Source organism: Rhodomicrobium vannielii ATCC 17100 (assembly GCF_000166055.1).
GTDB lineage: Bacteria > Pseudomonadota > Alphaproteobacteria > Rhizobiales > Rhodomicrobiaceae > Rhodomicrobium > Rhodomicrobium vannielii.
The window spans coordinates 886,136-910,919 of sequence record NC_014664.1 but is presented as its reverse complement, the minus strand read 5'-3'; the positions used below and the strand labels follow the sequence as shown (position 1 = coordinate 910,919).

Annotated in this window: 21 protein-coding genes and 2 pseudogenes; 12 read left to right on the top strand and 11 right to left on the bottom strand. The window is 62.1% G+C overall.

The genetic code is table 11. From position 1 onward, the window contains the following. Positions 1 to 184 precede the first annotated feature (184 nt). The gene (locus tag RVAN_RS04090; protein ID WP_013418498.1) at positions 185 to 1,297 is read left to right on the top strand and encodes an acyltransferase family protein; all 1,113 of its coding nucleotides are present in this window, start codon (positions 185 to 187) and stop codon (positions 1,295 to 1,297) included. Positions 1,298 to 1,664: 367 nt separating this feature from the next. Here the strand turns inward: RVAN_RS04090 and mfd are convergent, their stop codons facing one another. Beyond that, a complete protein-coding gene (gene mfd, locus RVAN_RS04085) occupies positions 1,665 to 5,414 on the bottom strand; it encodes a transcription-repair coupling factor (protein WP_013418497.1) in 3,750 nt (1,249 codons plus the stop codon). Between the two features lie 110 nt (positions 5,415 to 5,524). After that, positions 5,525 to 5,776, bottom strand: a complete 252-nt coding sequence (locus RVAN_RS04080) for a succinate dehydrogenase assembly factor 2 (protein ID WP_013418496.1) — start codon at positions 5,774 to 5,776, stop codon at positions 5,525 to 5,527. A gap of 176 nt (positions 5,777 to 5,952) precedes the next feature. On the opposite strand from RVAN_RS04080, the gene recG reads away from it, so the two are divergent. Both recG and RVAN_RS04070 read left to right on the top strand, forming a co-directional pair. Beyond that, positions 5,953 to 8,172 (top strand): ATP-dependent DNA helicase RecG, encoded by a 2,220-nt coding sequence (gene recG / locus RVAN_RS04075; RefSeq protein WP_013418495.1) that lies wholly within the window; start codon positions 5,953 to 5,955, stop codon positions 8,170 to 8,172. 9 nt (positions 8,173 to 8,181) lie between these two features. After that, positions 8,182 to 8,631: a hypothetical protein gene (locus RVAN_RS04070; RefSeq protein WP_041787268.1), complete on the top strand. Its 450-nt coding sequence runs from the start codon at positions 8,182 to 8,184 to the stop codon at positions 8,629 to 8,631. A 51-nt stretch (positions 8,632 to 8,682) separates the two neighbouring features. On the opposite strand, the gene pheS is transcribed toward RVAN_RS04070, so the two are convergent. The 9 genes from pheS to RVAN_RS04025 form a co-directional block, all read right to left on the bottom strand. Continuing rightward, positions 8,683 to 9,786 (bottom strand): phenylalanine--tRNA ligase subunit alpha, encoded by a 1,104-nt coding sequence (pheS, locus tag RVAN_RS04065; RefSeq protein ID WP_013418494.1) that lies wholly within the window; start codon positions 9,784 to 9,786, stop codon positions 8,683 to 8,685. A 245-nt stretch (positions 9,787 to 10,031) separates the two neighbouring features. Continuing rightward, positions 10,032 to 10,220, bottom strand: a complete 189-nt coding sequence (locus RVAN_RS04060; RefSeq protein ID WP_013418493.1) for a hypothetical protein — start codon at positions 10,218 to 10,220, stop codon at positions 10,032 to 10,034. A gap of 13 nt (positions 10,221 to 10,233) precedes the next feature. Continuing rightward, positions 10,234 to 10,608 carry a 50S ribosomal protein L20 gene (gene rplT, locus RVAN_RS04055; protein ID WP_013418492.1) on the bottom strand — a complete coding sequence of 125 codons (375 nt, stop codon included), beginning with the start codon at positions 10,606 to 10,608 and terminating at the stop codon, positions 10,234 to 10,236. 42 nt (positions 10,609 to 10,650) lie between these two features. Beyond that, positions 10,651 to 10,854, bottom strand: coding sequence for a 50S ribosomal protein L35 (rpmI, locus tag RVAN_RS04050; protein ID WP_013418491.1), 204 nt, complete (start codon positions 10,852 to 10,854; stop codon positions 10,651 to 10,653). Between the two features lie 216 nt (positions 10,855 to 11,070). Next, positions 11,071 to 11,904, bottom strand: a complete 834-nt coding sequence (locus RVAN_RS04045) for a glycosyltransferase (protein WP_013418490.1) — start codon at positions 11,902 to 11,904, stop codon at positions 11,071 to 11,073. A gap of 86 nt (positions 11,905 to 11,990) precedes the next feature. Further along, positions 11,991 to 13,286 (bottom strand): adenylosuccinate lyase, encoded by a 1,296-nt coding sequence (purB, locus tag RVAN_RS04040; RefSeq protein ID WP_013418489.1) that lies wholly within the window; start codon positions 13,284 to 13,286, stop codon positions 11,991 to 11,993. A gap of 10 nt (positions 13,287 to 13,296) precedes the next feature. Beyond that, a complete protein-coding gene (gene murI / locus RVAN_RS04035; RefSeq protein ID WP_013418488.1) occupies positions 13,297 to 14,145 on the bottom strand; it encodes a glutamate racemase in 849 nt (282 codons plus the stop codon). Positions 14,146 to 14,233: 88 nt separating this feature from the next. Beyond that, positions 14,234 to 15,253, bottom strand: coding sequence for a P1 family peptidase (locus tag RVAN_RS04030; protein ID WP_013418487.1), 1,020 nt, complete (start codon positions 15,251 to 15,253; stop codon positions 14,234 to 14,236). 112 nt (positions 15,254 to 15,365) lie between these two features. Then, positions 15,366 to 16,430 (bottom strand): SPOR domain-containing protein, encoded by a 1,065-nt coding sequence (locus RVAN_RS04025; protein WP_041787266.1) that lies wholly within the window; start codon positions 16,428 to 16,430, stop codon positions 15,366 to 15,368. A 544-nt stretch (positions 16,431 to 16,974) separates the two neighbouring features. On the opposite strand from RVAN_RS04025, the gene RVAN_RS04020 reads away from it, so the two are divergent. The 9 genes and pseudogenes from RVAN_RS04020 to RVAN_RS03985 all read left to right on the top strand — a co-directional run bounded on the left by RVAN_RS04020 (position 16,975) and on the right by RVAN_RS03985 (position 24,778). After that, positions 16,975 to 17,940 carry an IS481 family transposase gene (locus RVAN_RS04020; protein ID WP_013418485.1) on the top strand — a complete coding sequence of 322 codons (966 nt, stop codon included), beginning with the start codon at positions 16,975 to 16,977 and terminating at the stop codon, positions 17,938 to 17,940. Positions 17,941 to 18,313: 373 nt separating this feature from the next. Beyond that, positions 18,314 to 18,640 carry an STAS domain-containing protein gene (locus RVAN_RS04015; protein ID WP_013418484.1) on the top strand — a complete coding sequence of 109 codons (327 nt, stop codon included), beginning with the start codon at positions 18,314 to 18,316 and terminating at the stop codon, positions 18,638 to 18,640. A 12-nt stretch (positions 18,641 to 18,652) separates the two neighbouring features. Continuing rightward, entirely contained in the window at positions 18,653 to 19,021 is a 369-nt protein-coding gene (locus RVAN_RS04010) for a response regulator (protein ID WP_013418483.1), read from the top strand. Next, positions 19,018 to 21,069 (top strand): chemotaxis protein CheA, encoded by a 2,052-nt coding sequence (locus tag RVAN_RS04005; protein WP_013418482.1) that lies wholly within the window; start codon positions 19,018 to 19,020, stop codon positions 21,067 to 21,069. Before RVAN_RS04010 ends, RVAN_RS04005 begins: the two co-directional genes overlap by 4 nt. Beyond that, a complete protein-coding gene (locus RVAN_RS04000; protein WP_013418481.1) occupies positions 21,066 to 21,575 on the top strand; it encodes a chemotaxis protein CheW in 510 nt (169 codons plus the stop codon). Before RVAN_RS04005 ends, RVAN_RS04000 begins: the two co-directional genes overlap by 4 nt. Continuing rightward, a pseudogene (locus tag RVAN_RS21100) lies at positions 21,576 to 22,103 on the top strand (MCP four helix bundle domain-containing protein); the annotation flags it as partial. Between the two features lie 276 nt (positions 22,104 to 22,379). Further along, positions 22,380 to 23,300: pseudogene (locus RVAN_RS21095) on the top strand (methyl-accepting chemotaxis protein); the annotation flags it as partial. A gap of 67 nt (positions 23,301 to 23,367) precedes the next feature. Further along, positions 23,368 to 23,850, top strand: a complete 483-nt coding sequence (locus RVAN_RS03990) for a chemotaxis protein CheW (RefSeq protein ID WP_013418479.1) — start codon at positions 23,368 to 23,370, stop codon at positions 23,848 to 23,850. Between the two features lie 46 nt (positions 23,851 to 23,896). Next, on the top strand, positions 23,897 to 24,778 hold the full coding sequence (locus tag RVAN_RS03985; protein ID WP_013418478.1) for a CheR family methyltransferase: 882 nt from the start codon (positions 23,897 to 23,899) through the stop codon (positions 24,776 to 24,778). Positions 24,779 to 24,784: the final 6 nt, after the last annotated feature.

The window sequence follows — 24,784 nt, the reverse complement described above, 5'->3', positions numbered from 1 at the left end:
ATACCTTTCGGCGCTTCGAATCAGCGGAGCGCTTTTTTTTGAGGGCGAGGCAGGAGGAAACAGCGACGCCTGTGCAAAACGGCGGTCTACCGCCATATAGTTGTTGAAATAGGGTACACGCAATCTTGGATTGCGGTTGGCGTTCTGCAACCTTCACGCGAGACATCAGCGAGAAGGCGCCTCAATGCGGCCCGCATTTTCACCGACGCATCACTTCGCTTTCGTGGATGGGCTACGTGGCCTGGCAGCGCTCTCCGTGCTCGTTTTCCATTATCAGCATTTCTTCATGCCGAAAGCGGGCGAGATGCCGTCGGCGGACGTGATCCACGGGCTCCCTCTGTATTCGATCGCTTACCCGTTCTACAACTACGGGTGGATCGGCGTTCAGATCTTCTGGATCATATCGGGGTTCGTATTCGCCCATATCTACTTGCGCGCGCCAAAGATGACGGCGGCCGACTTCTTCCTCCGGCGCTTCGCGCGGCTCTATCCGCTACACTTCGCGACGCTGCTGGCCGTCGCCGCCCTTCAGGCGATCAGCATTCGGTCGACGGGGCACTTCCAGATATACGAGAACAACGACGCCCAGCATTTCCTGTTGCATCTGTTCATGGCGAGCAACTGGTTTCAACGGGGCGATTGGTCTTTCAACGGGCCGATCTGGTCGGTATCCGTGGAAGTCCTCATCTATGCCGTGTTCTTTGCGCTGATCCCGTTTCTCACGCGGCGGCGGTTCTTGCGCTTTCTCGCGGCTCTCTCTTTCGTCGGGCTCTATGGCCTCGGCTTCAAGCACGTGGCTATAGAGTGCGCTGTGTGCTTCTTCGCCGGCGCATCGCTTTATACTGTGGCGGAATGGCGGGGCATGCGGCGGCGCGTGATCGTCGCGCCGGTGCTGGTCGCCGCCCTCGCGGTTCTGGCGATCTTTGCGGCAAGGATGAGCGATAACAAGACGGTCGTGCTATGGACCTTCGCGGCCAGCGCCGTTACGGTTTTCGTTTGCCTCGATCTTCTGCTGAGCCACCGGGCGGAATGGCTTAAGCGCCTCGGCGACATCTCCTATCCCGTCTATCTGCTGCATGTGCCGGTGCAGATCGCTCTACTGACTGCGTTCGATTGGGGCATGCTGGATCGCTCGATGACGACAAGCGCCTGGTTCATGCTCGCGTTTATCGTCGCCATCGTTCTAGCGGCTCTCTACACGCATCGGCATTTTGAAATGCCCGCGCAAAAGGCGATCAGGGCCGCGCTCAGTCGAACCCGCAAGAGAGAAGGTCGCAGCATAGATCAGCCTGCGTGAATCGAAACCGACTTGATCGGGGAAGCTGATCAACAACACAGACTTATAGCGTAGCGTCACGTCACAGCGGCGTAGAGCCCGTCTCGATCAGATTGCATCGCAATTCGATTGAGCAAAATGGCGTCGGCGACACGGCGGGGAACCTCCGGGGGCGCATCGAGATGGCCGTTGGCGGCACGCCCGATCAGATTGATCTGATCCGATCAATTCAACTCCCTTGAGTTGAATTTTACATTTTGATTTGCACCCGCGGGTGGCAGCGCCATCAAATGTAAACTTGAAACTACACTGGAAACAATTGGCGCAGTTCGAGGCGAATAGGTTGCTGGTACGCGTGCGGCAACGTGGGCAAATCTGCGCCAGAACACTAAGTGTAGCGCTGCTTTCCGCCCTTCGACGGCGGCTTCGGCTGTGCGCCCTTCCCCGCTGCCGCGTGCCGGAACTGCGCCGCGCCCGCGCCGGGCCTTTGCTGATGCTTCGCATGCGTCGGCGGTGTCGCGGGCTTCTTCGGCAGCGCAAGGCGCATCTCGTGGATGGCTTTCCCCTCGCCCGCCGTGCCCGATGTGCTTTCGGCCTCGCCCTTTGCGATGGCCGCAAGCTCCCGCACAAGCGCGCGCGCGCCGCGTAGCCGCTCCACCCCGTCGTCCCACTCTTCCTTGTAGACGAGCTTCTGATCGATCTGGAGCTTCACCTGCACGCCGTGCTCGTACATGAATTTCACAAGCCCCTGGGGGTTGGCGAACTTCTTGTTGCGGAAGGTGATCACCGCACCCTTCGGCCCGGCGTCTACCTGCGCGATGCCAGCCTTGCGGCAGTAATTCTTGATCTGCACCACGGTGAGAAGGTGCTTCACTTCGTCCGGCGGCGGGCCGAAACGGTCCGCAAGCTCGGCCGCGAAGTTTTCGAGGTCGGCACTCTCATGCAGTCCCGAGAGCCGGCGATAAAGCCCCAGCCGCACCTGAAGATCGGGTACGTAAACTTCGGGAATCAGCACCGGCAGGCCGACATTGATCGTCGGCGACCACTGCTCCTCCTCCTCGCGCTCCTCGCCGCCATTGGCCTTCAGCGCGGCGACCGCCTCTTCCAGCATCGACTGGTAAAGCTCGTAGCCGACCTCCTTGATGTGGCCGGACTGCTCATCGCCGAGCAGATTGCCCGCGCCGCGCAGGTCGAGGTCGTGGCTCGCCAGCGTAAAGCCCGCGCCAAGGCTGTCGAGCGAGTGCAGCACCTTGAGCCGCTTCTCGGCCTGCGGCGTGATCTTGCCGTTCGGCGGAATGGTGAACATGGCATAGGCGCGCGTCTTGGAGCGGCCGACGCGCCCGCGAAGCTGGTAAAGCTGGGCGAGACCGAACATGTCGGCGCGATGCACGATCAGCGTATTCGCGTTCGGAATGTCGAGGCCGGATTCCACGATGGTGGTGGACAGCAGCACGTCGAACTCCTTGTCGTAAAAGGCCGACATGATGTCTTCAAGCTGCGTCGGGGCCATCTGCCCGTGCGCCTGCATGAAGCGGATTTCCGGCACCTGTTCGCGCAGGAACGTGGCCACCTCGTCGAGATCGGAAATGCGCGGCACGACATAAAAGCTCTGGCCGCCGCGATAACGCTCGCGTAGCAGCGCCTCACGCAGCGTGACGGGATCGAACGGCGTGATGAAGGTGCGCACCGCGAGCCGGTCCACCGGCGGCGTCGCGATCACCGACATCTCGCGCACGCCCGTCAGCGCAAGTTGCAGCGTGCGCGGGATCGGCGTCGCGGTGAGCGTCAGCACGTGCACTTCCTCGCGCAGGTTCTTCAGCCGCTCCTTGTGCGCCACGCCGAAATGCTGCTCCTCGTCGACGATGAGGAGACCGAGATCCTTGAAGCCGATGGATTTCGCGAGCAGCGCATGCGTGCCGACCACGATGTCGACCTGGCCCGCCTTCAGCCCTTCGCGCGTCAGCGTCATTTCCTTCGGCGTGACGAGCCGAGAAGCCTGCGCGACCTTGACCGGGAAGCCCTGGAAACGATTGACGAAAGTTTGATAATGCTGGCGCGCGAGCAGCGTCGTCGGCACCACAACTGCCACCTGCTTGCCCTCCATCACCGCGATGAAGGCCGCGCGGAGCGCCACTTCGGTCTTGCCGAAGCCGACATCGCCGCACACGAGCCGATCCATCGGGCGGCCCTTCGCGAGATCGTCCGCCACCGCCTCGATGCTGGCGAGTTGGTCGTCGGTTTCCTCGTAGGGAAAGCGCGTGACGAACTCATTATAGGCGCCGTCCGAAACCTGAAGCACGGGCGCGGGCTTCATCTCGCGCAGCGCCGCCACCTTGATCAGTTCTTCCGCCATCGCGCGGATGCGCTTCTTGAGCTTCGCCTTGCGGCCCTGCCATGATGCGCCGCCGAGCTTGTCGAGCTGGGCCGTGCCCTCGTCCGAGCCGTAGCGCGTGAGCAGTTCCATATTCTCGATAGGCAGGAACAGCTTGTCGCCGCCCGCATATTCGAGTTCGACGCAGTCATGCGGCGCGCCCGCCGCGTCGATGGTCTTCAGCCCGATGAACCGACCGATGCCGTGATCGGCGTGCACCATGAGGTCGCCCGGCGTGAGGCTCGACGCCTCGACCAGCACATCGCTCGCTTTCTTGGCCTTGCGGCGGCGAATGAGGCGGTCGCCGAGGATGTCCTGTTCGGCGATGATCGCGAGGTCCGGCGTCTCGTAGCCCGACTCGATGCCGAGCAGCGCGAAGCTGACCGCGCTCTTGTCGGCCTTTCGCACCTCCGCGATGTTCGCCACCTTCTCGATGCGCGAAATGTGCGTCGAGAGCATGTTGCCGAGGCGTTCGCGCGCGCCATTCGTCCAGCAGGCGATGACGGCGCGCTTGCCGAGGCTCTGCATGACGCGGATGTGATCGGCGACGGCGGGGATAAGCTTGTCGGAGGATTCGGAGCGTTCGAGGGCGAAGCTGCGCCCCTGCTTGCCCTTGAAATCGATCTGCACGACCGCCTTCGCATCCGGCTGCGGGAAGGGCTCAAAGCGGCGCACCTTGCGCTCACCGAGCTTCGCGTCCCATTCTTCCGCCGCGAGATAGAGCGCCTCCGGCTTCAGCGGCTTGTAAGGCGGCGCGCCAAAGGAGCGCTGCTCCAACCCCTCGCGGCGAGCTTCATAATGGTCGGCGATGGTTTCGAGGCGGCGCGCGGCTGCGTCATCGGCCAGATGATCGAGCGTCACGACCGCGTTCGGCAGATAATCGAACAGCGAGTCCATGCCGTCATAAAACAGCGGCAGCCAGTGCTCAACGCCGGGATAGCGCGTGCCCGCCGAGACGGCCTCGTAGAGCGCGTCGTCGCCCTTGCCCGGCCCGAACAACTCGACATAGCGCTGGCGGAACATCTTCACCGCAGCATCGCCGGAAGGAATTTCGCTGATGGGAAGCAGCGTGACGCCATCGCGCGTGGCCTGCGTGCGTTGCGTGACGGGATCGAAGGTGCGGATCGTCTCCAGCGTGTCGCCGAAGAAGTCGAGACGCGCGGGCCGCGCGTGCCCCGGCACGTAGAGGTCGAGGATGCCGCCGCGCACGGCGTATTCGCCGGGCTCCATCACGGTGCCGGTGCGCATGAAGCCCGAGCCTTCGAGCCGCACAATCACCTGCTCCATCGAGACACGCCCACCCGCCGCGAGCCGTGCGGCCGATTTTTTCATCGCGGCGAGCGGCGGAACGCGCTGAAGCGCGGCGTTGACCGTGGTGAGCACGATGATCGCAGGCTTGCCGCCCTTAGCGTGGGCGAGGCGAGCGAGTGTTGCGATGCGCCGGGCCTCGATGTCGCTGTCGGGGGAAACGCGGTCATAGGGCACGCAGTCCCACGCCGGAAACGAGAGCACGTCCGCGCCTGGTGCGAAGAATTCGAGCTGGCTCTTGAGCTCGGCGAGGCGCTGGTCGTCTCGCGCGACGTGCAGCACCGCCTGCTGGAAAGCCGTGTCGGCCGGGAGGCGGCGCGCGATGGCCGCGATCAGGAACGCGTCGTAGCCTTCCGGCACACCCGAGGCGCGGATCGCGCCGTCGCCGCCTGCAAGCCTGTCGAGCGCCGTGGGCTTTCCCGCCGCCTTCTTGTCCAATGTATCGATTTCGCCTGCCATGTCGGGTGCGGCCTCGGGCCGCCGCGTTAGAGCTGTCGAGCGTGTTTTTTGTTAGAGCATCATCTTCATCGCAAAACCGGCGTCCACTTTTGCGGATGATGCTCGAAGCGTCAGAGCCTGTAGAAGTCGCGGATTTCAGCGACGATGGCCGAGAGTTCGCCCGGCGCGTCGCCCTTCCTGATCCAGAGGTCCACATCCGGGTCTTGCGCGGCGAGCACCGTTTCGAAGGACGCAAGCTGCGCCTCCTCCATGAGCGGCACACGCGCCTCCGCATAGCGCCCGAGAATGAGATCCAGTTCCTTCGTGCCGCGATGAAGCGCGCGATAAACCGCGCGCTTGCGCCTCAGCTCAAGCCCGTCCATGAAAAAAACCTTTAGAACGCGAATGTTGGCGCGCGTGGCACCGTGCCCGCAATATAGTCGCGAAGCGGGCGCATTCATACCCCGGCTTTCGCACTTTCCGCCTTATCCCCGTCGCGCCGGTGCAAAAATCGCCGCGCGGATTGCGCGATGCGCGCTCCGTGCCCAAACTCCCGAGCATGAGCGAATCGCAGTCGCAAATGGCGTTGTTCGAAGCGCCGGTTCCTTGGCAGGGCGCTAGCAAGCCCACATTTCTGGAACGCATGGCTTCCCCGGACAAAGACCGCCCCGAAAAAGGCGCCGATGCTGCCGCGCTTCAGGCGCCGCTGACGAGCCTCAAGGGCCTCGGTCCGCGCGGCGCGGAGCTTCTGACGAAGCTGCTCGCGAAGCCGCTGACGCCGCCGCGCGTGATCGATCTCCTGTGGCACCTGCCGACGGGCACGCTCGACCGCAGGCTCACGCCATCCGTCAGCGAAGCGCTGCCGGGCGGCATCGTCACGCTCGTCGTGACGCCGGTGAAGCACAGCGCGCCGCCGCGCTCGGCACCGCGCGCGCCGGTGCGCATCGTGTGCGAGGACGAAAGCGGCGCGCTCGACATCGTCTACTTCCACGGCGACCGCGCGGGGATCAAGCGCCTGCTGCCGCTGGGCGAGCCGCGCCTCGTTTCCGGCCGCGTCGAGCGCCACGGCACGCGCTTGCAGATGACGCACCCCGATTATGTGCTCGCGCCGAACGAGCGCCATCGCCTGCCCGCCATCGAGCCGGTCTATCCCCTGACGCTCGGCCTTACGCAGAAATTTCTCTATCGCGTCATCGGCGACGCCCTCGCGAGAGTGCCCGAATTCCCCGAATGGCTCGATGCATCGCTCGTCGAAGCGCAGGGCTGGCCGGGTTTCCGTGACGCGCTCGTGACGCTGCACCGCCCGCAAAGCCACGCCGACCTCGCGCTGTGGCACAAGGCGCGTGAGCGGCTCGCCTATGACGAAGTGTCGAGCGCGCAGCTCGCCATCGCGCTGGTGCGGCGCAGTCACCGCCAGCTTGCCGGGCGCTCGCTCGTCGGCGAAGGCAGTCTCGCCGCGAAGATGCGCGCATCCCTGCCCTTCGCGCTGACGCGTTCGCAAGAGACGGCGCTCGCCGAGATCAAGGCCGACATGGCGTCGTCGCGGCGCATGCTGCGGCTGCTTCAGGGCGACGTCGGCGCGGGCAAGACCGTCGTTGCGGCGCTGGCCATGGCGAACGCCGTCGAGGCGGGCGCGCAGGTCGCGCTCATGGCTCCGACCGACGTTCTGGCCCGCCAGCACCTCGAAACGCTGACGCCGCTCTGCGAGGCGGCTGGCATCCCGCTCGGCTATCTCTCGGGGCGCGAACAGGGCCGCACGCGCGGGCGGCTTCTCGGCAAGCTCGCGAGCGGCGAAATTCGCGCGATCTGCGGCACCCACGCCCTGTTTCAGCCGGATGTGGTTTTCCGCGATTTCGGCCTCGCCATCGTGGACGAGCAGCATCGCTTCGGCGTAGCGCAGCGCCTCGCCTTGCAGGAGAAGGCGCGCGCGGGCGATGCCGACATCCTCGTCATGACCGCGACGCCGATCCCTCGCACGCTGCAACTGTCGCTGCACGGCGACCTCGACGTGTCGCAACTCACCGAGAAGCCCGCGGGGCGCAAGCCCGTCATCACCCGCACCGTGCCGCAGGAGCGGCTTGAGGATGTGATCGAGGGGTTGCATCGCGCGCTCGGCGAAGGCGCGCAGGTCTATTGGGTGTGCCCCGCCGTCGAAAGCGAGACCGCGCGCGACATGACCGCCGTGACTGAGCGCGCCGCGCATCTGCGCCAGGTGTTCGGCGAGCGGGTCGGCCTTGTGCATGGCAAGCTTCCCGGCGCGGAGAAAGACGCGGCGATTGCCGCCTTCATCGCGCGCGAAACCACGATCCTTGTCGCCACCACCGTCATCGAAGTTGGCGTGAACGTGCCGAACGCGACCGTGATGATTATCGAGAACGCGGAGATGTTCGGCCTCGCGCAACTTCACCAACTACGCGGACGCGTCGGGCGCGGCGCGGCGCAGTCGTCATGCATCCTGCTCTACAAGGGGCCGCTGTCTGAAACGGCGAAATCGCGGCTCGACATCTTGCGGCAGGTGGACGACGGCTTCGTGATCGCGGAGGAGGATTTGCGACTTCGCGGCGGCGGCGAGGTTCTGGGCGCGAAGCAGAGCGGCGATCCGGGCTTCCGCATCGCGGGCTGGCCCGAGGCAGCGCCGCTCATCGAGCGCGCCGCGACCGCCGTCCGCTATCTGCTCGGCCGCGATCCTTACCTCAAATCGGACCAGGGATTGGCCGCGCGCACCTGCCTCGCTCTGTTCGAGCGCGACGAGGCAATGCGGCTGTTGCAGGCGGGATAGCAGCACATTATGATTTTACTTCGTGCCGCAATGTTATTTGTAAGCATCATAGCAACGTTTATTGCGACGATAATATTTCTTCTTTTCTTAATGTATATTTTTTGGAACGTGAATTTGGGATTTTTCGAGCCACACAAGCCGGGTTTTTGTTATGGACGCAACGGTTTTTTAAGAAACTGGGAATTCTTGGACGAAGCAATATTGTATAATGCGGGCACGCTTGACCCCAACCGCGTAATGGGTCAAAGCACCGATTTACCGTTGCGTTTTTTGGCCGAAAATAAGAACTGCTGTAAATTGTATTGCGCTGATGAACATAAAAAAGCAGAGATAAAATCGTTGGACAAAAAAAACAGCTGTGACGAGGTCCACACGCACATTTATTCCCGCGGATTGGAAATTTATACGGCTTTTGATGCCTGCGGCTCTAAATTGGAGGCGTGGAGCATCAGGGAATAAAGCACGGCGGCGCTTCACAAATCCTGCGGATTTATCGCGAACGCCCGCGCGTCAGCCCGAAAGGCCGCCAGCGAGCGACGGCACCGCGAGCGGCGAGAAGCCGTAATGCTTCAGCCAGCGCAGATCGCCGGAGAAGAACGCGCGCAGATCCGGCATGCCGTATTTCAGCATGGCGATGCGGTCGATGCCCATGCCGAAGGCGAAGCCCTGCCACTCGTCGGGGTCGATGCCGCAGGAGCGCAGCACGTTCGGATGAACCATGCCGCAGCCGAGGATTTCGAGCCAGTCGTTGCCCTGCCCGATCTTGAGTTCTGGCCCGGAACGGTCGCACTGGATATCCACCTCGGCGGATGGCTCCGTGAACGGGAAGTGCGACATGCGGAAGCGCATGTTCACATCCGGCACCTCGAAAAACGCCTTGCAGAATTCCTCCAGCACCCATTTCAGGTGCCCCATATGCGTGGCGCGGTCGATGACGAGGCCCTCGACCTGGTGAAACATCGGCGTGTGCGTCTGGTCCGAGTCCATGCGGTAGACGCGGCCCGGGGCGATGATGCGGATCGGCGGCTGGCTCGCCATCATGGTACGCACCTGCACGGGAGAAGTGTGTGTGCGCAGCAGCAGGCGTTCGCCCTGCTCGTCGGGATTGAAGAAAAACGTGTCGTGCGTCTCGCGCGCCGGATGGCCGACCGGGAAATTCAGCCGCGTGAAATTGTTATCGTCGGTCTCGATGTCCGGGCCTTCCGCGACCGAGAACCCCATGTCGGCGAAGATCACCATCAGTTCTTCCCATACGCGGGAAATGGGATGGCTGCGGCCTTCAGCTGCGGGATTCGTGCGCACCGGCAGAGTTACGTCTACGCGGTCGGTGGCGAGCTTTTCGGCGAGCGCCGCGGCTTCGAGTTCGGCCTTGCGCGCCTCCAGCGCGGCGGCGACCGCGTCCTTCACGACGTTGACCGCCTGGCCGAAGCTCTTGCGTTCCTCCGCCGGGAGCGCGCCAAGCTTCTTCATCAGCTCCGAGATTTCGCCCTTCTTGCCGAGCGCCGAAACGCGGATGGCGTCGAGCGCGGCGAGGTCGCTGGCGCCCCCCACGGCCTCAAGCAGCCGGTTCGACAGGGCGTCAAGATCGGGTGCGGAATCCGCAAGCGTTTCCATGGGTGCTTCTCGTTCGGGAAGTGATGTGGCGATGTGCGATTGGCGTGCCACTTTTGGCCGGAGGGGTCAAGACCGCAGAACGCCGTTTGCGCAGGACAAAGCCCGATGCGACGCCTTTGCCGCCGATGCTAAACAATCGCCGCTTGCGAACTGTGCGTCGACGATGAAAAAGCCCGCCATGCGCCGGGAAAGCGGATGACGGGCTGTTCACGGAACAGACAGAAATGTCGAGTTGCAACGCCGCTTCAATTGGGGAGCGCGTGGGAGGGCTCAATCTTGCCCTCCTTCTCCGAAATCAGCTTCAAAACATAGGTGATTTCGTCGCGCGCATCCCGTGTCGCGCGGGCGTCCTCCTTCGGAATTTCATCGGCGATCCGAAGAAGGATGTTCGCCAGCGCGAGCAACTCGGGCACTGTCAGTTCGTCAAGCCTCATACAGACCCTTGCCTCATGCAGACTGAAGCTCCGCGGGCAGAGCCTCGCGCGCCTTGCCGACGAGCGCAGCGAAGCCCGTCGGATCGGTGATGGCCATATCGGACAGCACCTTGCGGTCGATTTCGATGCCCGCCTTGTTGAGGCCGTCGATGAAACGGCCATAGGTAAGGCCATGCTCGCGCGTGGCGGCGTTGATGCGCTGAATCCACAGCGAGCGGAAATTGCGCTTCTTCGTCCGGCGGTCGCGATAAGCGTATTGCAGGCTCTTTTCGACCGCCTGCTTCGCGATGCGGATGGTGTTCTTGCGGCGGCCGTAAAAGCCCTTCGCCTGCTCAAGAACCTTCTTATGACGGGCGTGTGCGGCTACACCGCGTTTCACACGTGACATTGTTCGTCGTCTCCAAGCTCAATCGTTGCGTTTTTCTAGTGATCAGTCAAGCCCGTAGGGAGCCCACTTCTTCACATGGTTCGCATCGCCCGGCTCGAGGACGACGCTGCCGCGCGAGTTGCGAATGAACTTCGGAGTCCGCTTGATCATGCCGTGACGCTTGCCGGCCTGCCCGGCGAGAACCTTACCGGTACCGGTGATCTTGAAGCGTTTCTTCACGCCACTCTTGGTCTTCATCTTGGGCATTTTGCTTCCTTTCTTATTAAGTCTCACTCGCGAGACGACAATTGCGGCTGAAGAAGCCGCTTGCGCGTCTCGCATTTGGAGAAGCACGAAAAAGCCGCCACGGCATGCCCTGAATTGCGCCGGGCGGCTCGGTTCGGGGAGAATATGTTGACGCGCCGACGAACGCAATGATTTTGCGTTGCGCAGAACGAAGCGCTCGAAAACTCAAGATCCGGTTCAGGAAGCAGATGTCTCGGCGAAGAGAAAATCGCGGGTTCGAAGACCGTAGTGGCGCATGATCGCCGCGAGATTTTTGTCGTTTACGCCGAGCCTATTATAATCCCAAAGAGCGTTTTTTTGTCGGTATTTCAGGCTCTTCCATCTCTCCTGCTTTTTTCGGTAGGGCGAGGCGACCCTCGTGCCCGCCAAGTAGAGCATTACCTTGAACCATACATCATCTGTCGTCGGCGCAAGGGTCATGAACAGATCACGCCTAGTGATATCCTGATGAAAGCAGTCAGGCGGATACAGTACGCCCGCACCTCCTCTACCGAAGACCTGCATTCCCGCGATGCCGTTGACAATTGGCCAGCGGTTATAATCGAGAAACGCAGTGTCATTCTTAGCCAGCATCAGACGAGGTTCAAGACTTATGGCGCAACCAGGGTTCTTGTCTCGGGTCTCAACGAGACGTGAGACATAGTCGTCCGGATAAATGATGTCATCGTCAGCTGTAATAATAACCTTGCCACTGTATCGTTCGTAAGCGGGGATTAGTTTTTTGTAGGGCCGCAGGTTCTCTTCTGTGACAATGATCTCGAATAAGTCGCTCTGAAGCGACTGTGTTTCCCTGGGTATGCCGGTTTTTTCTATATCCTCTCGCGAGAGAAAAAGAACGACCTTTTCCGGCCTCATTTTTTGCAGAAGAAGCGATCTGACACAGAGATGCAGTTTCTGAAATCGTTGAGGAAAACTTGTCAACGATACGATGACATCCGAAGCGATGGGGATATCTAGCCGAGATTGCAAAAACGCCCGGCGTGATAGATGAAACATATGTATTTGGTCCATTAAACGCCTCTAAATTGGAGCACTCTGCTGGCGGCCAATTAATGTTTCTTCAATAAAACTCAAAACCCTAACCGGCTCTCCGAAGTCTACGCGCCAAACACCCTTCCGAAGATCACATCCACGTTGCGCATGTGATGCTGCGGATCGAACAGCGCCTCGATCTTTTCGGGCGCAAGAGCCGCCGTCACATCCGCGTCGGCCTTGAGGAAGGCGAGGAATTCGCCCTCCCCGCGAAACGCGCGCATGGCGTTGCGCTGCACGAGGCGATAGGCGTTCTCGCGGCTGACGCCAGCCTGGGTCAGCGCAAGCAGCACCTGCTGCGAATGCACGAGCCCGCCGCCGCGTTCGAGGTTCTCTTTCATCTTCTCGGGATAGACCACGAGCTTGTCGATCACGCTCGCGAGCCGCGCCAGCGCGAAATCGAGCGTCACGGTCGCGTCCGGGCCGATCAGGCGCTCGACCGACGAATGTGAGATGTCCCGTTCATGCCAGAGCGCCACGTTTTCCATCGCGGGGATCGCATAGCCGCGCACGAGGCGCGCAAGGCCGGTGAGGTTTTCGGTGAGCACCGGATTGCGCTTGTGCGGCATCGCCGACGAGCCCTTCTGCCCTTCGGAGAAGAACTCCTCCGCCTCGCCAACTTCGGTGCGCTGGAGGTGGCGGATCTCGGTCGCAAGCCGCTCCACCGACGACGCGATGACGCCGAGCGTCGCAAAGAACATGGCGTGGCGGTCGCGCGGGATGACCTGCGTCGAAACTGGCTCCGGTTTCAGGCCGAGCTTTTCGGCAACATAAGCTTCCACGCGCGGATCGAGATGCGCGAAGGTGCCGACTGCGCCGGAAATCGCCGCCGTGCCGACATCCTCCTTCGCGCGCAGGAGACGCTCCTTCGCGCGGGTGAATTCGGCATAGCCGAGCGCCATCTTGAGGCCGAACGTCGTCGGCTCCGCGTGGATGCCGTGGCTGCGGCCGACGGTGACGGTGTATTTGTGCTCGAGCGCGCGGCGCTTCAACGCGGCGAGCAACGCGTCGATGTCGGCGAGCAGAATGTCGGCCGCGCGGGTCAATTGCACGGCGAGGCAGGTGTCGAGCACGTCGGACGAGGTCATGCCCTGATGCATGAAGCGCGCCTCGGGGCCGGCGTGTTCGCTGACGCTCGTCAGGAAGGCGATGACGTCGTGCTTCACCTCGCGTTCGATCTCGTCGATGCGCTGGATGTCGAACGCGCCCTTGTCGCGCAGCACCTTGGACGTGCCTGCGGGGATCGTGCCGAGCTGCTCCATCGCCTCAGCGGCGAGCGTCTCGATTTCGAGCCAGATTTCATAACGTGACTGGTCGGACCAGATGGAGGCCATCTGCGGGCGGGAATAGCGCGGGATCATGGAAAAACTCTCAGGCTGCGGCGGCTGCGCCGTCTTTTGCATCGATCTTTGCAGCGATGCTTAGCTGATGAGCCTGCAAAAGCGCAAGCAGCGATGGCAAAGGCGTGCGCCCGGAGGTGAAAGCGATGGTGCCGTGACCGCGTTTCGCGCCGACGCCGACGATGTGGCCGCGCTCCGAAAGCACGTTAGCAATGCGCCGCGCTATGGCCGGCGCGGGGTCGAGCCAGGTCACGGGCCAGGGCGAAAGCGCGTCGAGGCGTTCGAGCAAAAGCGGGTAATGCGTGCAGCCGAGGACCACGACATCAGTGCGCGCGTCGGCATCCTCCACGAAGCAGGGCGCGATCTCCCGCGCGATGGCGGCGTCTGACACCGTCTCGCCGCTGGCGTAATCCTCGGCAAGCTCCGCGAGGTTCGCCGCGCCGACGAGCGCTACGCGTGCGCCCAACGCATATTTTTCGATGAGCGTATGAGTGTACTCGCGCGCGACCGTTCCGGGTGTCGCGAGCACCGAGACGAGGCCGCTCCGGGTGATGGCGGCGGCGGGCTTGATCGCGGGGACAGTACCGACAAAGGGCACCGAAAAGGCGGCCCGCAGCGCCGAAAGCGCGACCGTCGAGGCGGTGTTGCAGGCGAGCACGACGCAATCCGGTTCGAACGCGGCGAGCGCGCCGCCGACGAGGTCGAGTAGCCGTTCGACCAGTTCGCCCTCCGGCTTCGAACCGTAGGGAAAGGCGGCGTCATCGGCGATGAACAGCACTTCCGCTTCGGGGATCGCGGCGCGCGCGGCCCTCAGCACGGTGAGACCGCCGAGGCCCGAGTCGAGGAAAAGAAGCCTCGCGGCGCGTTTGCTATCGCTCATGGAATCGCCATCGCTTTCAGCCGTTCGCGCAGACGCAAGCCAAAGGCCGCCGCATCTCGCGAAACGCCGTCCGCGACTCATACTGCATTCATGCGCTTGCGAAAAGGTTGCGATAGCTCTGCGTGCCGTCCGGCAGGGATGCGGAAGCCTCATAGACGCCGCGCGCGATGGCCCGGGCGAGGCAGTTTGCGGCGGCCGCGCCGATGTAGGGCAATGCCGTGTCGCGGTCGGAAAGCGCGGCCCGGCCGGTGGCGAGCGCGAAAACGATGTCGCCATCAAGCGGCGAGAATACCGGATGGATCGCGCGCGCCATGCCTGCCGCCGCCATTGTGGCGATGCGCTTCGCCTGTGTTTGCGTCAGCGGAGCGTCAGTTGCGACGACACAAAGCGTCGTGTTTGCGCCAGCCAGCGCCCCATATTTCAGCACCGGCCGCGCGGCTTCCGGCGGGAGCGGGTATGGCAGGCCGAGCCCGCCGAACTCGCCACCGTGCTCATAGGGGGCTGCCCAGAAATGCGGCGTGTCCGCGACCGTCACCGCGCCTGCCGCATTCACGGCCGTGAGCGCGCCGACGACCACCGATTCGCCGCCGAACGTCAGGCGCTCGGACGCGCTGCCGAGGCCACCGCGCATGGAAAGCCCGGCGCCGCGTGCAACCGTCGCGCCATAGCCCGCACCTGCCGAACCGAGCGCGAAATCGCCGCCCGCCGCCTCGGCCGCCTTGAAGCCAAGCTCGCGATAGGGCGCCTCGCGGCCCCAGTCCTTATTGCCGCCGTTGATGAGATCGAACAGGATCGCCTGCGGGACGATGGGCACGCGCACGGGGCCCACCTGAAAGCCGCGCCCGTTTTCGCGAAGCCATGTCTGCACGCCGCTCGCCGCGTCGAGGCCGAAGGCGCTCCCGCCGGAAAGCACGATGGCGTCCGCCGCGCCGACCGTGCCTTCGAGGCCGATGGCGTCGCGCTCGCGTGTGCCAGGCCCGCCGCCCATCACCGTCGCCGCAGCCACCACCGGCGCGTCGGCCAGAATGATCGTCGTGCCGCTCGCGATCCGCGCATCCTCGGCGTTGCCGACCCGCAGCCCTTCGACATCGGTGATGAGATTGCGCATGCCGCCCGCTCCTTCGCTGTGAAAAGCTACGGCTTAATGTAGGGCACGCCTCGCTTTAGCGTAATGCCAAGCGGCGCAAAGGTTTCGTGATTGGATGTGATCCCGACGCGTGTCAGGGCGTGACGGTGCAGGAGATGCCGCGCTGCTTGATGGCGCGGCACAACGCCATCGCCGCAGTCTTCGCCTTGTACGGCCCCGCCTGAATGCGATAGCCGCCCGCGCCCGACTCGACATCGAGATTGCGGTTCACAAGGATGTCGGCAAGCTGCGCCTTGATCTGGCGAGCGGTGGCCTGCCCGGCTGGCTGACTTGGCGCAGAGCCGAAGACGATGAGGAAGCCATCGGCCGGTGCCGCCACGGCCGATGCCGATGTCGAAACGGGCGTCACGGGGGGCGTGGAAACTTTCGCGGCTGGCGTCGCTTTCGCAACGCGCGCGGGCTTCGTGGGGGCATCGGCCTGAAGCGAGGGATCGACGCGGATCGGCGCAGCGCGTCGCGTCGGCGCCGCACTGACGACGACCGCAGCGGCAGCCGGTTGCGATGCAGCCTGTTGTGACGAGGCGGAGGCCTGCCAGCCCTGTTGCTGTGGCTGCTGCACCTGAGCAGCCTGTTGACGGCCGGACGATCCGCCGAAAATGCTGTCGAAGAACCCGCCGATACCGCCCGAGGATGAGGACGCAGCCTGCTGTGGCGCGAGTTGCGGTGCGGACGCCGCGTTCGATACGGGCTGCGAAGCACTCGCCTGCCGGGAGCGCCCCTGAGCGGGCTGAGCCGGTTGCGGTGAAGCGGCAGCCTGTTGCTGCTGTGGGTTCAAACCCATCGCGGCTATTACACGATCCTTGCCCTCCGTCGCTACCTTGCGGTCGGCGGCAGGAAGGCTCTCCATCCAGAGCGCGTTGGAATAGTCCTGAAGCGCGCGAGCATAAGAACCGCTTCTTTCATTGATGCGGGCACGGAGCAGGATCGCGCGCGCCGCGAGCTCTCCGCTGAGACCAGCGCGAAAGGCGGCGTCGATCAGAGACGACGCGTCCGAATAGGCACCCGCGTCGAAGGATCGGGTTGCGCGACTTAGAAGGTCCAGCCCGCGACTATCGCCGCTCTGCGCGAACGCGCCAAGAGATCCCCCGGACAGTCCGGCGGAAAGACCGAAGGACAAGCCGAGAACAACGACAAACAATCTAAGGCAGCCAAGCCACATGGAAAAGCAATCGCCCGTTCTGTCACCGATTTAAGACATGCGCTAACGCACCCGAACGTGCACGCAACCACAAGATTAGGGCATAGCGATGTCTAACCGTGTAACCCGATTCGGACAGGTCAAGCGCCGATGCGAGGACGCTATCCACAAAAGCCGGGCGCTATCGTCGCGATTTGCACAGGAATCACGGGCGGAACGAATGCGTGCTTCGCTGCGATCACCGGCAATTGGGGCGGAAAAAGAATCTGACAGAGCGCTCATCCACGCCTACCCCGTTTCATCCGGCCCCGTCCTCCGCGCTCTACTTTGAAAAAGTCGTCGTCCCTCTCCAACCAGTAGCGGAATTGCCGCAAGGCGGGCTTCGTCGTTGAGCAGCACCTGCGCCCGCTGTGTTCGTCGATGGCGCGACGCGAGAAATGCGCCCGGATCACCTCCCGCCGCATCGCGTTGGCGGGCTGGTGGCTAGGTGTTTGATCCCGGCATTTGATGGTGCATTATTCTCCCTCGGCTGGAAGGATGCGCTATGGGACAAATTCTTCATGGGAGCGCCACAACGACTGAGGCGGTCCGTCGAGCGATACAGCATAGTCAAGAGAGCTTGAGGGCCCTGGCCAAGCGCTACGGCATCAACACGAAGACGGTCTCGAAATGGAAGAAGCGCTCATCCGTCGCCGATGTGCCGACTGGACCGAAAGAGCCGAAATCCACGGTTCTGTCGGTCGAGGAAGAGGCGATAATCGTCGCCTTCCGCAAGCATACGCTCTTGCCGCTCGACGATTGCCTCTATGCGCTACAGGCGACGATACCGCATCTGACTCGCTCGTCGCTGCATCGCTGTCTTCAACGCCACGGTATTTCTCGGCTGCCGGACGTCGAAGGCGACAAGCCCGCCAGGAAGAAGTTCAAGTCCTATCCGATCGGCTATTTTCATGTCGACATAGCCGAAGTGCAGACGGCCGAAGGCAAGCTCTATCTCTACGTCGCCATTGACCGCACGAGCAAATTCGCCTTCGTGCAACTCGTCAAAAAGACCGGCAGGACGTCCGCTTCAGCCTTCCTCGTCGCCCTGATAGAGGCAGTTCCCTACAAGATTCACACGGTGCTCACCGACAACGGCATCCAGTTCACGTTTCCGCCGCGTTATGCCGATGGACCAACGGCCAGATACATGACGCACATGTTCGACATGCGATGCAGCGAGAACGGCATTGAGCACCGCCTCACCAAGGTCAAGCATCCCTGGACAAACGGCCAGGTCGAGCGAATGAACCGGACGATCAAGGAGGCGACGGTCAAACGCTATCACTACGACCGTCACGAGCAGCTCGAAACCCACCTATCGGACTTCATCAACGCCTATAACTTTGCTCGCCGACTAAAGACCCTCAAAGGCCTCACGCCTTATGAGTTCATCTGTAAATGCTGGACGAATGAGCCGGAAAGATTCAAGATCGATCCAATCCATCAAATGCCGGGACTGAACAGCTAGGACGCAGCATTCGCGAAAGTCTTACAAATCCGCACGGCAGCGTCATCCGCTGAGTTTGCTTGCGGCCACGAAGCAAGCACTCTCGCTGCGGCTCGCTTTCAGCTGCCGTTTCGTTGATCCCAGTCAGCGCAGGCTGCCGACTGATCAACGGCACGTAAGATAACATATAAATTTAAAATAAAATTTTTTCGCAAGTATTCATAAGTAAAAAATTCGCAGTTTCGCGGCGCCTTCAGTGCCTATTAATAAAAGCGGCCTAAATAGTAATACCATCAAGCTTGGCCTCAGGTTGTGTCGACATCGGTCGAGCCCAATAAACGGGGGGCATATGTTCTTTCTTCGATCATGCGCTCGTGACGCGGAGGTTTCCCAGTTGAGCTCTGATGCAATCGACCAGACGAAAGCGAGATCGCTCGAACTCGAAGGCGATCTGAGGCCTCGCGATGCAAGCGCACTGCATGAAGCCCTTCTCGTCGCCCTTAGCGGCGAGGACGAAATCTTAGTGGACGCAAGGCGCGTCACATCACTCGACGTCTCAATCCTCCAGGTGCTGATCGCAGCCGATATCGCCGGCGAGAAACTCGGGCGCACGATCACGCTGCTGCGGGTGCCTGAAGGTGCTGTCGAGGCGTCCTTCGCCAGGGCGGGCCTTGCCATTCCGCCCGGTTTTTCGCTGACCCAGTCGGCCCTTTCACGATAGCGGAGAAGTCTCATGTCGAAAACAATCCTTGCCATCGACGATTCACCCTCAGTTCTCCAGATGATCTCACTCACCTTGTCGTCAGCGGGCTTTCGGGTGGTCGAGGCAGTTGATGGCGCAGACGGCTATGCGAAAGCCGTGGCCAATCCCATTGATGCAGTGATCACCGACCTCAACATGCCCCGCCTGAACGGGCTCGAATTCATCCGCAAATATCGCAACCACCCATCAAGTGCCGGCGTGCCAGTCATCTTTCTTTCCACGGAATCGGACGTGACCTCGAAGAATGAGGCAAAGGCGGCCGGAGCCACCGGCTGGATCGTCAAGCCTTTCAAGCAGGACCAGATCCTGGCCATCCTGAAAAAGGTCCTCGGTGCATGAAAGCCTCCGATCCCGCAGACACCTTCCGTCAGGAAGCGCGCGAGCTCCTGGACATACTTGAAGAGACGCTGCTCGACCTTGGGCAGAGGCCAGACGACAAGGCCCTCGTGGCGGGGAGCTTCCGGGCTCTCCACACGCTGAAAGGCTCAGGCGCGATGTTCGGCTTCGACGAAATGGCCGAGTTCGTGCACGAATTCGAGACGGCCTTCGACCGGGTCCGCAAGGACAACGCGCCGATCAGTCCCGCGCTCGTGGCCATCGCTCTGGCGGCGAAGGACCACATCCATAAACTCATCGTCGAGCCCGCCCTTCATGCCGACGACACGGTCAGGCTCCTCGGCGAACTGCGCGAGGCGGCCAACAACGCGGAGTGCGGAGAAACCGGCAATGCGGATGCGGTCGCCGCGGCTGTTTCCGAGCGGCCCGGCGTGGGTTGCCGTGTGCGCTTCTGGCTTCCCTCCGACGCCATCGCCTTCGGCACGAACCCGCTGCTTCTTCTCGATGAATTGCGCGAGCTTGGAGCCTCTTCCGTGACAGCCCTGACTGATCGGTTGCCACCGCTCGAAGCGATGAATCCTCAGGCGTCCTATCTCGGTTGGGAAGTCACCTTCGAAAATGAGGTCAGTTCCGACAAGATCGAGGACGTCTTTCTTTTCATCCGCGACGGAATGGACCTTCTGATCGAGCCGACCGATCAGGGCGAGGCGTCCTCAACTGCCGAACCAGCAGAAGATCAAGACAGCGAAACTCCCCTGCCCGCGAAGCCGGATGCCCAAGAACCTGCCCGGCGCACAGCGGATACCGCACCGCAGGCCGACAAGGCCAACTCATCCGTGCGCGTCGCGGCCGAGCGGCTGGACGAGCTGATGGACAGGGTTGGCGAACTGGTGATCGTCCAGTCGCGTCTCTCCCAGATTGCGGGGGCGAGCGCCGATCTCAACCTCAAGGCCGTCGTGGAAGAACTCGGCAGGCTCTCTTCGGGCCTTCGTGACACCACCATGGGCATCCGCATGGTGCCGATCGGCACGGTGTTCTCGCGCTTTCGCCGTCTCGTTCACGACCTGTCGAATACCCTCGGCAAGGAGGTGGATTTCGTCACGACCGGCGGTGAAACCGAACTCGACAAGACCATGATCGAGCGTCTGGCGGACCCGCTGGTGCATATCATTCGCAACTCAATCGATCACGGGCTGGAAAGCCCGGAGAAAAGGGCCAGCAACGGCAAGCCTGCCAGGGGACAGGTCCGCCTCGCTGCGATCCACACGGGCGCGGAAGTTGCGATCACGATCACCGATGACGGCGCCGGTCTCGACGCCGCGCGCATTCGCGCAAAGGCCGAAGAGGCGGGGATTCTTTCGCCCGACCAAAAGATCAGCGCCCACGATCTTTGCCAGCTCATCTTCCATCCCGGCTTCTCGACGGCGGCCGAAGTTACGTCCGTCTCTGGACGCGGCGTCGGAATGGATGTCGTCAAACGGGCAGTCGAAGGGCTGCGCGGCACGATAGACCTGACCACCACACCCGGACAGGGCACGGTCGTGACGCTCCGCCTGCCCCTGACTTTGGCGATCATCGAAAGCATGCTCGTGCGGGTCGGCGGGGGACGCTACGCCATCCCGCTCTCGGCAGTTGAAGAATGCGTCGAGCTGCCGAGCGCAGCCGAACTCGGGGGAAGTGGCAAGAACTTCCTCAACATCCGGGATCGGATCGTGCCCTTCCTGCGGCTGCGGGAGCTGTTCAATGTCGATGCGCCGCCGGAGCTGCATCAGAAGGTCGTCATCGTCTCGGCGGGGGATTCCCGGGTCGGCTTCGTCGTCGACCAGATCATCGGCAACAGCCAGACGGTCATCAAGTCGATGTCGAAGCTCCATTTCGATGTCGAGACCTTCTCTGGAGCAACGATCCTCGGAGACGGCACGGTGGCGCTCATCCTCGATATCGGCTCGCTCGTCGCCTTCGGCCAAGGCGTTGAAAGGCAATGGAGAGGCGAAGGCCTCGGGAGAGGCGAAGGCTTTGGGAGAGGCGAAGGCCTCGGGAGGGTGGCATGAACCGCGCGTTCGAGAAGGCGGGCGTTCCGGCGAGCATGAAGGCACTGACCATCGGACTGAACAGCGAGATATTCGCGCTTCCGGCCGAGTCCGTCAGAGAAATCCTCGACATGGTGCCCGTCACCGAGGTGCCCAATGCCAGGGCTTTCGTCGGCGGGGTGCTCAACGTGCGGGGCAAGGTCGTGCCCCTCGCCGATCTCAGGGTGATGTTCGGCATGGAACGGACGCCACCGGATACCAACACACGCATCGTGGTCATCGAGGTCGATCTGGAGGGTGAGCCGGCGCTGGTCGGCATCCTCGCCGACAAGGTGCACGACGTCACGGAAATCGAAGGCGCTTCCGTCGAGGACGCGCCTGCGGTGGGCATGCGCTGGCGAGCGGAATTCATCCGCGGCATCGGCAAGCGCGGCACGGACTTCATCATCATTCCCGACATGGCACGGATCTTTGGGCCGAAGGAGGAGCGTGAGCTGTCCTCCACCCCGGATGAAAGGAAGCTTTAAATGCAATTCTCTCTCAAAGCGAAACTGGCACTCGCCTTCGGCGCCCTGCTGCTGCTGATAAGCGGCCTCGGCGGCATCGCTATCTTGCAGATGAACAAGATCAACGACCAGTCTACCGACATCGCGAAGAACTGGTTGCCGAGCGTCGATGCCGCGCACGTCATCAACGCGGCCGTGGGACGCTACAGGACAGCTGAATACCGTTATTTTTCGTCTGATGACGCAGAAGAAACGCGCAAGAACGAAGAAATCATCAAGGATTTCCGCAACAATATCAAAAAGGCGCAAGAAAAGTATCAGCCCCTGATTTCTAGTCAACAGGAGCGGGATATATACAATAATTTCGTCAGCAAGCTAGACAAATACACGAGCCTTTCTCAGACGGCGATTGGATATTACAGAGATAATCAAAAGGAAAAAGGCCGGGATATGTTGCTAGAGGCAAGGGGCGCCTTCGATGAGGTGACATCCGAGCTTGATCGACTGATCCGTCACAACGCCGCCGGCGCGGATGCCGCGAGCAAGGAAGCCGACGCTGTCTTCGCGCAGTCCCAGACAATCATCTTCAGCGTCATAGGCATTGCACTTCTCATCGGCATCGGCACGGCGGTTTTCCTCATCCGCGACATCTTCCGCACGCTCGGCGGCGAGCCGACCTATGCGCGAGACGTGATCAAGGCAATCGCCGACGGCAATCTCAATGTCAAGGTTGCGACCCGCGACGGCGACACCCACAGCCTCCTCGCAACCGCAAGCGATATGGTCGTGAAGCTCAAGGGCGTCATCTCCGAGGTTACAGTGTCCGCCCGCAATGTCGGTGCCGGAAGCCAGGAACTGTCGGCGACGGCCGAGGAACTGAGCCAGGGTGCGACCGAGCAAGCGTCCTCCACAGAGGAAGCATCGTCCTCGGTCGAGCAGATGGCGTCGAACATCAAGCAGAACGCCGACAATGCTGCTCAAACCGAGAAGATCGCGCGCCAGTCGGCCATTGATGCCAAGACGAGCGGCGAAGCGGTGGGTAATGCCGTCCAGGCCATGGAGACTATCGCCCAGAAGATTTTGATCGTGCAGGAAATCGCCCGGCAGACCGACCTCCTCGCGCTCAACGCGGCGGTCGAAGCGGCCCGGGCTGGCGAGCATGGTCGCGGGTTTGCGGTCGTCGCTTCCGAGGTCCGCAAGCTTGCCGAGCGTAGCCAGGCGGCCGCTCAGGAAATCTCCGGTCTTTCCGGCGACACGGTCAAAGCGGCCCAGCAGGCAGGCGAGATGCTGACGCGCCTCGTGCCCGACATCCAGCGCACCGCCGAACTCGTACTGGAAATCTCGAACGCGACCCGGGAGCAGAACGCGGGCGCGGCGCAGATCAACATCGCGATCCAGCAGCTCGACAAGGTGACCCAGCAGAACACCGCCGCTTCCGAGGAGATGGCATCGACTTCCGAAGAACTGGCAAGTCAGGCCGAGCAGCTTCAGCAGGCCGTCAGCTACTTCCAACTGGACGAGGCTGGCACTTCAAGGCCCGAGCGCAGCCGACAACCCGCGAAAGCGACGGGCCGCCTCAGCGTCGCTCAAATGCAGGACGCGTTACGCCACGCCGCTCCCTCGATCGCGGTGAATCACAACCCGCCGAGAAAGCCGAAGCCCTCGGGCCACAACGGCTTCGCCCTCAACATGGATGAGCTTGGCGACGACCTCGACAAGCAGTTCATGCGCAACGGAGCGGCGTAAGCCTCTTCCACCCCGTTGGCCCCGGCCGTGACTCGCCGGGGCCTAATTGAGAAACAGGGAGAACAGGATGGCCGACCAAACACACTATGTCACGCTTGGCGTCGCCGGCGGTCTTTTCGCGGTGCCCGTCGAGAGCGTTCAGCAAATTCTTGAGATCCAGCCTATCGCGGCCATGCCGAACGCCCCGGCCGATTTTATCGGCCTGATCGACGTTCGTGGCCAGAACGTACCTGTAATCGATCTGCGGGCAAAGCTCGCGTTGCCTGCCGCGGCGGATACGCAAAATACCCGCATCATCGTCCTCGACGTTGCGGTCGGAGGTGTCACACGTCGGTTCGCTCTGAAAACAGACCAGGTCTTCGAGGTGACCGGCCTCGACGAGGGCGCGCTGGAGCCGCCGCCGGATCTTGGCGCGCGTTGGCGAGCCGATTGCGTGGCGGGCGTGGGACGGCGCGCGGGGGCTTTCGTCACGGTCCTCGATCTCGACCAGCTGTTTCTGGCTGACGCTCTTGCGTCAGACGGTGCAGTTGAGACGCAACACATTAGCTGACGGCTGTCCACTCGATGGACTGGATTTGTTTTAGTGGAGTTTTGGAATGGCCGTTGCCCTGCTTGCCGACGCCCGGCGCAAGAGTTTGCCCTATCCCGATCAACTCGGAGACCGCGACTTTGTCCGCATCGCAAACCTGGTCAGTCGGCAGACCGGGATCCGCTTGCCGCCATCAAAGAGGACGATGATCGAGACGCGACTTCGCAAGCGCATGCGCGCCTGCGCCAAGCCGACTTTCGACGCTTATTGCAGCTACCTGTTCGATACGGGTGTTCTTGAGGCCGAGTTGACGCATCTGATCGATGTCGTGACGACAAACAAGACGGACTTCTTCCGCGAGCCTGATCATTTCAGCTTTCTTGCCAATCGAGCCGTGCCGGAGCTTCTCGCCCGCCGTCATGGCGAGAGAACCCCACATCTGAAGCTCTGGAGCGCGGCCAGTTCAAATGGCGCCGAGGCCTACACCATGGCCATGGTCCTCGCCGAACTGGCAAGCGTCAAACACCGCTTCCTTTTCTCCATTCTTGGCACCGACGTCTCGACAAGAATGTTGGCTTCCGCCAGGCGCGCGGTTTATCCGGCGGGCTTCGTGTCTCCTGTCCCGGAGCCGATGCAGCGGCGTTACTTCATGCGTTCGCGCGATCCTGAAGCCAATGAGGTGCGTGTCGTCCCCGAGTTGCGGCAGCATATGCAATTTTCCGCCATCAATCTGATGGCGGACACCTATCGCTTCGACCACAACTTCGATGCCATCTTCCTGCGCAACGTCCTGATCTATTTCGAAAAGGACACACAGATTGAAGTCGCCCGCAGATTGGTCAGCCACCTGAGACCGAACGGCTATCTCTTTCTCGGCCATTCCGAGACATGGGTCGGCAACAGTTTGAACGCCCGACAGGTCGCTCCATCCATCTACCAGGTCTCGTGAGGCAAC